The organism is Paenibacillus sp. FSL M7-0134, assembly GCF_038007865.1.
Lineage (GTDB): Bacteria > Bacillota > Bacilli > Paenibacillales > Paenibacillaceae > Paenibacillus > Paenibacillus polymyxa_B.
Genome location: NZ_JBBOXV010000002.1, coordinates 2,324,853 through 2,338,530, shown reverse-complemented (window position 1 = coordinate 2,338,530; position 13,678 = coordinate 2,324,853). Strand labels below are relative to the sequence as shown.

Annotated in this window: 2 protein-coding genes; both read right to left on the bottom strand. The window is 46.5% G+C overall.

What is annotated here, in order from left to right:
* Nucleotides 1–11: 11 nt before the first annotated feature.
* Nucleotides 12–4,637: an amino acid adenylation domain-containing protein gene (locus NSQ58_RS26010; RefSeq protein ID WP_341058495.1), complete on the bottom strand. Its 4,626-nt coding sequence runs from the start codon at nt 4,635–4,637 to the stop codon at nt 12–14.
* A gap of 23 nt (nt 4,638–4,660) precedes the next feature.
* A complete protein-coding gene (locus NSQ58_RS26005; RefSeq protein WP_445671686.1) occupies nt 4,661–13,531 on the bottom strand; it encodes an amino acid adenylation domain-containing protein in 8,871 nt (2,956 codons plus the stop codon).
* Nucleotides 13,532–13,678 lie beyond the last annotated feature (147 nt).

The window sequence follows — 13,678 nt, the reverse complement described above, 5'->3', positions numbered from 1 at the left end:
GCTGATATCCTTTATTTCAACAGATTTCCCAGCTTATCCGATAATCGGCTTGATATTTGTTCAAATTGCCCCATAGACAATTGATTATATGTAAAATCCGTAGGGCTGCGCTCCGCCTGATCTTTAGTGCAACAATGATGGATAATATTCAATAGATGTTTTTTAAAGCCGATCGTTAATCGATCTACCGTCGCTACACCATATTCAAACCCGTTATATTCAAATTCAAACCGAAGGATTCCGTTCGTGATCATGCCGTTAATGTCAAATGTATTCGTCTTTTCCGCACGCGGGCTTCTCTCACCATTGGCTAAGTCTGCTAATCGGGAAATACGCCAAGGCATGTCTGTCTTGTTTTCTTCGTCGAATTGTCCCAAATAATTGAAGCTGATTTCCGGGAATGGTGCAGCTACTAGAGAAGCGGCTTTAGTCTGGTCCTTGGTCAAATAACGTAAAATACCATAACCGACGCCCTTATTAGGCACCCGCCGCAGCTTATCTTTAACCATTTTGATCTGATAGGCCAAGTTCTCGGGTCTGTTGACCTCGATTACAAAGGGATACAGGGAGGTAAACCAGCCGACTGTACGAGAGATGTCCAAATCTTTAATGATCTCCTCCCTGCCGTGTCCCTCCAGCAAAATCGGGATTTCGTTGTAACCGCTCCATTCATAAAAAGCCAGGCCCAAGGCTGTAAGCAACAGATCATTCATTTCCGTATGATAGGCATGATGTACATGCTTCAATAGCTTTTCCGTCTCATCCCTGCTGAGTACCACCTCCGCTTGGCGTCGATCCTGTATCAGGCTAACCGCGATTTCATGATCTCTTGGCAACCGACGTATCCTGCGTGAATCTACATTGTTCCAGTAGCTGATTTCTTGGCGTACCTGTACACTTTCGGCGTAAGTGGTCAGTCCTGAAGCCCACTCTTTGTAAGCATCAGTCTTGGCGGGCAGATTCGGCATCTCACCCCGAGCTACCTGATCATAGGCGGTGCCCAAATCTTCCAGCAAAATTCTCCAAGACACACCGTCTACAATAAGATGGTGGATAACGATCATCAGATGATCTTCACCGGATAAATGGAATAAAGCCAAGCGTATGAGAGGACCTCGTTGCAGATCCAAACTGCTTTGCAGCTCATCGCCAATGTGTCGGATTTCTTCTTCAGGCTGGCTTGATTGTGTCAAATCATAGCTCGTTAATGTAAAGAACTCACCTTCGTTCACTCCCCTGTTATAGGCGGTGGTTCCCTTTTCCTCTTCCACAAAAATGATGCGTAATGCATCGTGATGAGCTACCAGCTTGTCCATAGCGTTTTTCAGCCATAATTCATTCCATCCTCTATCATTTTGCAGCATGACTGCCTGATTATAATGGTGACGATCTCTCCGATGATGCTGAAAAAAATCGAGTTGAATAGGTGTCAATTCTACCTCACCTTCTACAATCCCCTGGGGAATGATACGGGTGATTTTTTTTATAAACGGTGCTATCAAGTGAATTTCAGGGTAACGGAATAAGTCCTTTACTTCCATTTTCAGGCCTTTGGCATTTAAGCGGATTGCAATTTGCAATGCTTTAATCGAGTCCCCGCCAAGCTCGAAAAAGTTGTTGTGTAATCCAATTGGTTTAACGCCAATCACTTCTTCCCAGATCAAAGCGATTGTTTTTTCCAATTCATCCTGTGGTGCCTCATATATGCTATCCACCGATGCTATTTCATCCGGTTCGGGCAGATTGGATCGGTCTATTTTCCCGTTATGGGTCAATGGCAACTGTTCCAATACAATGATTTGGGCTGGAACCATATAGACTGGTAACTGCTGAGCCAGTTTATCCCGCAACATGTCTTTCTCAGCTGCACCTGCAACATAGGCACATAAGTACTTTTGTCCCGCTGTGTCCAGTCGATCAACTACAACTGCCTGGCGTACTCCTTCCGTTTCGAGCAAAATAGATTCGATTTCTCCAGGCTCAATCCGGTATCCGCGAATTTTATATTGGTAGTCCGCTCGCCCGATAAAATCAATATTCCCATCTGGCTGCCAGCGCGCCAGATCCCCCGTACGATACAAGCGTCCACCGGGCGAGAACGGATCAGACACGAATTTCTCAGCCGAAAGCTCCGGTCTGTTCAGATATCCCCGTGCTACAGAAGCTCCACCAATACACAGCTCGCCCGTTACACCCACAGGGACCGGACGCATCCTGTCATCAACAATATATAACTTATGATTCGGTAGAGCTCTGCCGATAGGGACGATACCGGACAGAGGCAATTTTTCCAGCTCGTCCTCATAAAAGCTAGATTCGATTGCGGCTTCGGTAACTCCGTACGTATTAATAATTCGCATCTTGCTGCCAAAGCGGGTCAACATCTTACGGTAATCTGCAACAGCCAAGCTATCTGCTCCAGTAGTAAGCAGCTTTAGGGAACTGATATTTGTACCGTGCTCATAGATGTAATTCAATAGCAGAGCTAAAAGCACAGGAGGCGTCTCAAACGTAGTAATCTCCTGCTGCTCCAACAGTGTAGCCAGGGCAGCTGGATCATTTCTCACGTTTTCAGGACAAATGACTAAGGTACCTCCATTGACAAATGCCTTGGCCAAATCGCATGCAAACACATCAAACGACATGCTGGCAATTTGTAGTAGCTTAACAGGGAAATCTTTAAATCCTTGGCTGTGTCTGTAACCGAGTGCGGTGTTGACATATTGTTGATGTTCAACCATAACGCCTTTGGGCTTACCTGTGGTACCCGATGTATAAATGACATACGCCAAAGAGCCGGGTTCATATGTGGAGATATACTGCTTGTCCAAATCTATCTCGGGCTGGAGTGGCAACGTAGCCAGATCGACTACCTCGCCCATGAAATCCATTGTTTTCAGCCAGCCCGTCAGGTGAGATTGCGTAAGCACAATCGTCGTTCCGCAGTCACGCAGCATATATTCAATACGTTCTTCTGGATATACAGGATCTACTGGCACATAGGCAGCTCCTGCTTTCATAATTCCCAGCACCGCCACTATCATCTCAACAGACCTGTCAACCATGACAGCGACCAGACTCTCCCGTGTAATTCCACGCTTCTGCAAAAGATGGGCGAGAGCGTCTGCTCTATCATTAAGTTGTCTGTAAGTGAGCATCGTACCTTCATATATGACGGCCGCTCGTTCTGGTGTACGCTCCGTCTGCGCTTCGAATATCCCGTGAAAAGTAAGTGCAGGAAACTGGACAACGGGCCCGCTCCATATTTTCGTCAAAGTAGCCTCTTCTTCGGTTGTTAACAGCCGAACATCACGGAGGCAAACATCTGGATTGCTGGCAATTTGGAGGAAGACATGCTTCAAATGATGGGCCAGATGCTTCATCGCTTCACTGCTATAGACCTTGCCGTTATAGGACAATATGAAACTCATTGCCTTCTTGTCTTCAACTTCAATATTAAAGTCATACGGTATTTCTTCGAATAACCGGGCGTCTTCAATAATGAATCCGAGTTTGTCTTGCCAGTCCCGTCTCCCGACCATGTTTTCCAGCGGATAGTTCTCGAATACAACGATATGATCGAGCAAGCGTTGCTTGAGTGCAGATTGCGACTGGATTTCAGCAAGTGAACAGTATCCGTTCATCCTTCCTTGGACAGAGGCTCTCTGGACATCGCGCAATAATTCAACAAAACTCTTTTCTTCATTTAATCTAATTCGTAATGGAATGGTATTAATGAACAATCCCACAATTCGCTCTACTTCATCCAATTCCGACGGGCGGCCAGATACCACCGTGCCAAAAACTACGTCCTTGCTTCCGTTGTAACGACCAAGTACAATTCCCCAGGCGGCCAGAAAAAGACTGCTGAGCGTGGTCCCATTGCATTCAGCAATCGCACGCAAACTACTGGTCTCTTTTTCCGTCAGCGTCGTTCTATATTCCTGCAGCAGATAGCCGCCTTTTTCTGAAGTTGTAGCTGGAGTTTTTAGCATCTGAAGTCCAGCCGTTTGTTCGTAATCTTGTAAGACAGAACTCCAGTAGTCCTTGGCCGCCTCCTGATCCTGTTCTTCAAGCCAGTCGGCATACCCGGTGTAAGGTCGTGGTTCAGGCAATTGAACGGAACAGCCTGTACGATAGGCTTCATAGGCCGTTAACAACTCGTCCATTATGATGCCAAGACACCAGCCGTCCATAATAATATGGTGAAAACTTAAAAGCACCGTATAAGCATCTTTATCTGTTTGAAGTACAGCCATCCGGATAAGCATATCCCTGCTCAAATCGTAATGGGTGTTACGGTCCATATCCATAAATCTACGAATAGCGTCGGCTTGCTCCTTTCCGGTCAGCTCTGTCATATTTTCGTAAGTAATCGCCGTGTTTCGCTTCTTAAAGACAATCAGCCGCGAACGAGAAGCGGATTTATGATAAATGTTCGAGCGCAGTGTTTCATGACGCTGAACCAACAGCTGAAAGCTTTCTTGCAGGGCATTCCAATCCAGATCTCCCCGAATAGAAATACGTAATTGCTCGTAATAAGCCTGTGATTCTGGTTCCATCAGCGCATGAACGAGCATTCCTTCCTGTAAGGGAGTCAAGTTGACCACTTTTTCAATTTCAAGTCCTTCGATCATGGATATCCTCCTCGGACGAATCGTTATAGATTCTCATAAAACTGCTTCATGTCTTCAAACTCATCTAGATCCAAACCACGTGCTCCCACATCCGATGGTGTTAGTTGCCGTCCGGATTGGTCCAGACAATGCTGAATAATGCCCGACAAATGATGTTCAAAACGCAACAGAAGCATTCGGATAGTATCCGCTTCATACGCTTGACGGTTATAAAGCATGCAGATGGAAAGCTTACCGTCTTTCAGCCGCCCATCCAGATAGAGGTGATAGGCTAAATCTGAAACGCTACAATTCTGGTCGGACCATAATTCAACATCCATAGGTGATGTATGAAAGTGAGAGGAACTAACCGATTCAGAATGAATCAAGCGGAAGCCAATTTCTGGGTAATACTGAGCATTAAATTCTGATCTGCCAGAGGATGCAGCTCCATATTTTAGTAATCCATATCCTAAACCCTGGTTGGGTACTTGCCGGACTGTCTCCTTTACGTTTCTGAGCAAAAGAGAACTGTCTTTCCCAGGCTCCATATCCAGGACAAGCGGATATATGGAACCGAATTGACCTACGGTTCTTGAAAGGTCCGGTTTGTCCAAAGTCACCGTTTGTTGCTCCCGATCATAATGTTCAAATCCAATGGCGATCTTAGACTGTCCAGACCATTCCACTATAGTCAATCCCAATGCAGCAAGCAGTAACTCAGCGGTCACCGTATTATAGGTTTGATTAGCCCGTGTTAACAGCTGGCTTGTTTTCTCGTCCGAAAGCTGTATGATGCAATGTTCTACTGGACGAAGTGTTTCTGAATGTGCAGGTGCCTTATGGTCCTTCGGTATAAATTCTCCATTGAAATGAACCTTATCCAGCCAGTAGAGTTTCTCTTTGGCCAGCTTTTTGCTGTCTGCATAGTCTTCTAGCCACCGCATCCAGGAGCGGTAAGAATCTGTTTTGTCAGGAAGCACTATCGGTTCCCCGGTAAGAGCTTGTTCATAGGCAGTTGTGAAATCCTCAAGCAGGATACGCCAAGATGTGGGATCAGCCACTAGCGGATCTACTGAAAGGAAGAACTGGTCGGAGCCCGACATCCTGAATAAGCCTGCGCGTACTCTGGGTCCCTCAAACATTCCATAACTGTTTTGAATTCGGAAGCATTCGGTCTGTAATTGCTTGCTAGCTTCATAGGCATCATCTGAGAGTGAGAACACATCAAGTGTGAACAATTCTTCATTTTCATCTCGGTATACAAGGGTAGACGGTTCGTCGATCGACGCCAGACCAAGCCGTAGTCCCTCGTGATAAGTAGTTAATGTTTGCAGCACAGACCGTAACAGATCCTCATCGAAGTCCGGGTTACCTGCAAATAGCATGGATGTTGTCGTCTGCAAGGTGTACAATGTACCCAGTTCATTCAACTGCCGCTGAATCGATGTTATTGGAATCTCTCCATGTATCGAATTCTGGTCTGTGTAGCGGAACAAAGTTGTCACAAGCTTGCTAAGCTCCTCAATGAACGGGTGCTCCATTAAAAGAGAAATGTCAAGGGAATAGCCATGCTGACGCAGACGTGAGGCCACCTGAACGGCCTTAATAGAATCGCCGCCAAGCAGAAAAAAATGATCTCGAACGCCTATATGATCACATCCCAAAACGTCTTGCCATACCACGACCAGCGCCCTTTCCACATCAGTTCTTGGAGCAACATAATCCGTTTGTAAAGAGTCATGACGGTCCGGCTCAGGTAACGCTTTTCGGTCCGTTTTTCCATTGGCCGTAAGAGGAAGCTGCTGCAGAGGCACCACATATGCTGGAATCATATAAAACGGCAGCTTCTGCTTGAGCGCATTTTGCACGTCCAGCGGACTTAATGGCTCAGAAGCCACAAAGTATGCACACAAATCCTTGTAGCCGTTTTTGTTTTCCCGAGCTACGACCACTGCTGACTGGATTCCGTCTACGGACAGCAACTGCGCTTCAATCTCACCCAGTTCAATGCGATATCCTCTTACTTTAACCTGTTGATCGATCCGCCCCAGATATTCAATGTTGCCGTCAGGCATCCAACGAGCCAAATCTCCTGTGCGGTACATCCGCTCATAACCCTCCGCTCCGCTATTAAACGGATTGGTAGCGAACTTCTCCTTTGTCAATTCCGGTCGATTAAGGTAGCCCCGGGCTACTCCTATACCACTGATACAAAGTTCTCCCACCGCTCCAATCGGTTGCAATCGCTCCGTGCCTTCCTGTACAACGTACAAATGAATATTATCAATCGGTTTACCGATCGGGATCACCGAGTGCTCTTCCACAGGCTCGCATTCAAAGAATGAAACGTCTACAGTAGCTTCTGTTGGACCATACAAGTTAATTAGTTTTGCGCTTCCAATCCCTGACATAATTCGATAGAAACGCGCCACCTGCTGAGGAGGCAATGCTTCGCCGCTGGCAAATACATGCTTTAGCGTTTTCAATTTGGCTTGCACGACTTCCCTTGGTTGCTGCTCCAGATATTCCAGAAAAATATGCAGCATCGCGGGTACAAAATGAAGGGTGCTTACCTTGTCTTCATTAATCGTGTTCAGGATCTGTTCGGGAGACTTTTCTCCGCCGATTGGCAACAAGCTTACTTTAGAGCCCACCATCGACCACCAGAACAACTCCCATACGGATACGTCAAAAGTAAAGGCGGTTTTTTGCAAAATCGTATCTTCTACGTTCAGCCCATATCTATTGTGCATCCAGCAGAGCCGATTCACGACGGAGCGGTGCTCAACAATAACCCCTTTCGGTTTCCCTGTGGAACCGGAAGTATAGATGATATAGGCCGCATGGTTTGGTTCTGCTAGAGGCGCAAGGTTGGAGGCATCTTCATGCCAGCTACTCATGCAGTCGGTCATAGGCTCCGTCGACCTGGACGCTTGCAAAGCCATGATCTTGGAAGCATAATCCAGCACCATTACCTTGCAGTCCGCATATTGCTTCAGCTGTTCTGCAAACTGTGGTTGTGTCAGCACCAATTGTGTTCTTGAATCTTCAAGCATATATTGAATTCTTTCTTGTGGGTATCCCGGGTCAATGGGTACATAAGCTCCACCCGCTTTTAGAATTGCATAGATGCCAATCATCATCTCAGGTGAACGCTGAGCGATAATCCCCACCGGCTGATCCGGTCCCACTCCTTCCGCCCGCAGCGTTCGCGCTAAACGATTCGCCAGCTCATTCAACTCTTGGTAAGTCATACACTTATCTCCAAATATGATTGCCATGTCATCTGGAGTCCTGCTAACCTGCTGCTCAAACCTTCCATGAATCGTTGCATCCCGCGGAAAATAGGCAGAGGTGTTGTTGAACTCATATAGTAATAAGTGCTTATCTTCTTCTGTCAGCATATCCATGTCAGCCAAGCGAATTCCGACATCTTGAGTTGCGATTTCCAACACTTTTATATAATGGAGGGCAAATCGCTCAATCGTCTCCAACTTAAACAGGCTGGTCGAATACTCCCAGGTGAAAGTTAAATGGTCTTGAGTTTCCGTTACATGTAATGAAAGATCGAACTTCGATACACCTGCATTAAACTCATTCGGTTGCAAACGAAGTCCCTCGAATTCAATGACCTCTGTTCCCTTATTTTGCAGACTGAACATCGTATCAAAGATGGGATTGCGGCTTACATCGCGTACTCGATCCAGTTTGTCGACCAGTTGTTCAAATGGATAATCCTGGTGCTCCAACGCAAGCAGAGTGTTATGTTTGACGTCCTCCAGGAAAGCACTGAATGGCTGGGACGCTAGCGGTCGATTACGGAGAACTAAAGTATTCACAAACATGCCGATCATCGCTTCCGTATCCGCATGCCCTCTACCCGCTGCCGGCGTACCTACGAGGATGTCCTCTTGCCCGGAGTATTTGCTTAACAGCACATTATAAGCTGCCAAGAGCACCATAAAGAGCGTTGCTCCCGTGTCTCTTGCCAATTGATTAAGTCTATCCGTTAGCTTGGATTGCACAATGACGGTAAGGCTGTCCCCTGCGAAGCTCTGACTTGGCGGACGAGCAAAGTCAGTTGGCAGGTCCAATACAGGGAGCTCGCCATCCAACGTGTCTAACCAAAATGCTTCATCCTTTGCTTGGCTGTCTCCGGCATAATGTTGTTTTTGCCAAACGACATAGTCTTTGTAGTGCACGTCAATGGGGGCAAGTGGCATACCCTGATACCGCGTGCTGATCTCATCCATTAATACTGCCATTGAGAAGCCGTCTGAAATGATATGGTGCATATCGATCAGCAACATAAACTGGTCACGATGGATTGCGAACAGTTCAGCACGAATTAAAGGAGCCTTACTCAGGTCAAAAGGCTGAATAAACAGTTCATGGGCGTGACTAGCATCCTCTTCGGAAATTGGAGTAACAGGAATGTTCAGTGAAAGCACATCCTGTACCTTCTGCACGGTTTCCCCGTCTACTATCTCAAAATACGTCCGAAAGGATTCATGCCGTGAAAAAACCTCCTTCACTGCATCAATGAACCTGGAAACGTGTAACTCTCCCTCTATATGCAGTTGACCCGATACATGATACGCTGCACCTCCACCCAGTTGATCCAGCACATACATTCTTTTTTGTGCGGGAGATACCGGATAAAAGGGCTGTAAATCTGCCGGAACAAGCGGCTCAAACTTTCGCTTTTGCCCTCCTTTTACATGTGCCGCCAGTTGTGCAATCGTTTGTAAATGTAAAATTTGTACCAGCGGAATATATACTTCGAATTCCTTGTTAATTCTGCTTAGAAGAACAGTCGCTTTTAAGGAGTCTCCACCCATTTGAAAAAAATTATCGTTGTATCCGATATCAGATACATTCAAAACTTCCTTACATATGGATATCAGTTTGTCCTCAGTCATATTGCTGTCAGAAACCTGCTTCTGCGAGTCCTCTATCCTGGTATCTTCTGGTTTCGGCAATAATTGAAAATCCGGATGCCCATCAGCCAAAAGAGGGATGCTATCCATCAAAACCCAAAAGCGAGGTTGCCCATAATCAGGAAGTATTGAGCTAACAGTCTCTTTCAGCTTCGCTATATCCCACGACTTGGAAGCACTTTCCACTCCGTAAGCCACTAGATACGATGAGTTACTACTCTCACCGTCTTTCCGGGCCGTCAAAACACAGGCATCCAAATCCAATGCTCGCAAAAGATGTTTCTCCATCTGCTCAAGATTCACTTGATGACCGCGAATATGAACATCTCGGTTGGCCGCACCGAGATGTCGAATTCTCCCCCCAACCTCGACATATGCCCATTCCAGCGTCGTTCCCAGTAAACCAGCGGATGTGGCCAAATATACTTGTCCGATGGTACCCGTAGGAGACGGATGTTTGTATTTGTCCAGGACACAAGGATAAATTCCCTTGGAATCCGCATGTGTCGCCCACACTTCCAGAAGTCGCTCGCTTTCCGTACTCCGAAGCAAAGGCAGCGCAGATATACGCATTCCGTCTTCCTGCACAATCGAGCTCAGCAGATGTAAAAAGTATTGCGCCCATACTTCCATAGTGTCTTGTTGAAAAAGACTCGTAGCATAGTCAAAATCAAGCCGCAACTGCTGGCCAGACTCCGTAACATTCAAAAACAACTCATATTGACAGAACAATATTTCATGCTCCAATAATTCTGTTTCCAATCCGGAATAGTGAAACTCCAGAATAGGCCGATCCATATTGAACAACACGTTAAGGACTGGAAAATGACTTAATCCTAACTGGGCAAGTCCGGCAAAGCTGTATTTCTGATAAGCATCCAGCGTATGCATTACTCGCTTGACCGTCTGAGTGAATTCCGTGAACGTTGTCCCAGAGTCTACCTCACAAATTACTGGAAGCAAGTTAACGCAGTTGCCAATTAGCGGAGACACACCCATATGAGATTGCCCTGCGGTTGGAATACCTACCATTATTTGATTTTGGCCTGTCAGTCTGTGCAGGAAAAGCTGAAAAACAGACAATAAAGTCACAAACAAGCTATTGCCAAGCCGAATACTGACTGATTTCAGTTGCTTCACCAGAGGCGCCTCCAACACAATGGTGTGCCGCGCTCCGTGCAAAGAAGGAGCGCAGATGTTCCGTTGGGGAGACGGCAAGTCAAGAACGGGCAACGGCTTCGCAAGTACATCCGACCAAAAAGCAAGGGCTGCCGATCCTCCTGCCTCTAACTGGTTTTGCTGCCATGCTGCGAAATCTCGGAACGGAACAGGATCGGGAAGCGTGCAGTGTTCCCCCTGTACACAAGCGGAATAAAGTCGTTCCAATTCATGAAAAAACACACCGATGGACCAGCCATCTGCAATCAGATGATGAAATGTAAATGCAGCGATGTGCTTCTCATTCGACGTTTTTAAAAGCTGGATACGGAATAAAGGTTCTCCCGCACTTATTGGGAATACGGTCTCCCTGTCCTTATCCATCCAAGCACGGATATCGTGTTTCTGCTCCTCTACAGAAAGAATGCTGATATCATGCAGCGGAATACTGAGGGTCATTGCCGGAGCGATGATCTGCGTTTCTCCGTCCTCTCCCATAAAGGTGCGTAAGGCTTCGTGGCGTTCGACGATGCGATGGACAGCTTCATTAAATTCCTTAACATGTAGCGGACCCCGAAAACGCAGTAAAACAGTCTCATGAAGCGACTGCGATTCCTTTGAATCCGAGACTGAGGCAAACCATAACTGCTTCTGATCCGGAGTCAGCATAATCGTCGATTCCTTAAGGCCTATAATTGCAGTTTCAGGAATAAAAGGCTTGTTTAGATCGTTTTCATGAGGGTGCAGATCCGGCAGAAATCCTCCTTTTCGCAACTCATTAACACTCTCTTTAATTGCCTGTACAATCCGCTCTATGTCTTCCAAAGTATGAGCCGTTGACAAAAAACAGTTCCGGCCTTCCCATATATAAATTCCTTTATCCAGCATGTGATAGAAGAATAGCTCCAAGTCACCTTTAAGGACAAAGCGGAACAAGGAACCGAAGTAAACGACCTTTATAGGTATCTGTTCCTCCGTAAAATAGTGATTCAGTCCTGCTGCGAACGCCTTCGTACGACTATTCAGCTCGTTATGCAGTTCCCCCCTGTCCTTCTCCAACTGCTCTAGTACGGCCAGGGACGCTGCCATAACCAGGGGATGATGGCAAAAAGTTCCCGCTACAAACGTCCGCTGTTGCTCATGCGGTGGATAAGAGTCATCTCCGAAGCTCCACATCCCTCCATCAATTCCATCCATGAACGATGCTTTCCCTGCCACGATACCGATGGGAAGACCGCCGCCAATGATTTTACCGTAAGTTACAAGGTCGGCTTCAATTCCGTACCACGCCTGCGCACCTCCCGGCTGAATACGGAAGCCCGTAATTACCTCATCAAAAATGAACGCGGTCCCGGATTGCTCCGTAATCTGGCGTACTTCCTTCAGAAAAGCTGCGGGCTGGAAATCAGGGCGACGACTCTGTACTGGCTCTATGAGAACAGCAGCCAGTTCATGGGCATGGGAGCGGATATAATGGAGTGACTCGTCCGTTCCATAGCTGAGCACAACGACATCGTCCACCATGTGCTGTAGTATACCAGGTGCCAGAGGAGTGGAATGTTCCCTGGCATCTGTTGTTCCGCCCAATGCCAATACTCCGTCAAAGGTACCGTGATAGGAACCAGAAAAAATCACCACTTTATCCCGCCCGGTGGCAGCCCGTGCTAACCGAAGGGCGACCATGATCGCCTCTGTCCCCGAGTTATATAGCGCAATTCGTTCCATGCCTGTCATTTTGCAAATCTTTTCGGCAATCTGCCCGGCCATATTGGACATCGGCCCAAGGCACATTCCGTTATGTAGTTCCTTTTCTATCGATCCACGAATAAAGGATGGGTTGTGACCAAACAGATTGACCCCAAATCCCATCGTCAAATCAATATATTCATTACCATCCAAATCCCAAATTTTAGAACCCTCTGCACGCTGGGATATAATCTGATACACCATTTCCTTGAGAGCAAGCCTAAATCCGGCCACATTCCGGTTATTGGCATATACAGACCTGTATTGCTGAGTATACTCTTTGGTTTTTCGTGTGCGCATCGTGTAATGTTCAATCAGCTTTTGCAGATGCTTTTCCTGCCTAAGTGAAAGTGAATTATGGGCTTGCACATTTATTTTTTGATAGGGAACAAATGCTTTAGATTCTTTTCTGTCTGGCAAAACAGCTGAGACGGAAGCCTGGACGGGGGAAACAGAAGTAACTGTGGCAGCTTCCTCCTGCATCGTGGATGTCTTAGGCTCGACAGCAGTTTGTAGTGAATGCGATTCAGACATTGCCACTGGTGCAAGCCGAGACTGACGCAGTATTTCCATCTGCTGCGACATGAGTTGAAGTTGCATTTCTAAAATTCGTTCTCTCCCCACAAATACATCCTTATTTGATAGCTTGCTTTCTTGTGGTGCAGGATCTTCTACAGGGATAGCGGATTTTTGACTCCGGCCCGGCAAGACGGAAGGCACCGAAGAAGTGACGCTGGACGATGCAGCCAACTGATGCTCCTCCGAATTCCGGGTCAATTCTTCAGAGGTCGAGGCCACCCTATCAGCAATATAGTTTGTCAGCAACTCCAGCGTAGTCAGTGATTCAAAAAATTCGTTCATCGGGATATCCAAGCCAAACGTACTTTTAATGCTGTGTCTAACCTGAGACAGAAGAATAGAGTCTAAACCCAGTTCTAAAAAATGTTTTTGCGGCTCTAATTCGTCTGGACTGAGTTGGGATACACTTTCGATTATTTTTGACAGTTTATTAGTAATCGTAGATTTTTGCGGATTGGAAGCAGATTCCGTCGAGAAATACTCATTCACCATCTTTTCAGACTCCTTTACTATGGGGTATTCAAGGAATTAATTTTATCCTTTCCAACTGTGGGCTAGCCTAAAAAAACACGATATAACCTAGCTAGGGGTACAAGATAAAGTTCTCATAAGAAGGTAAATATGAACGGTCCACTG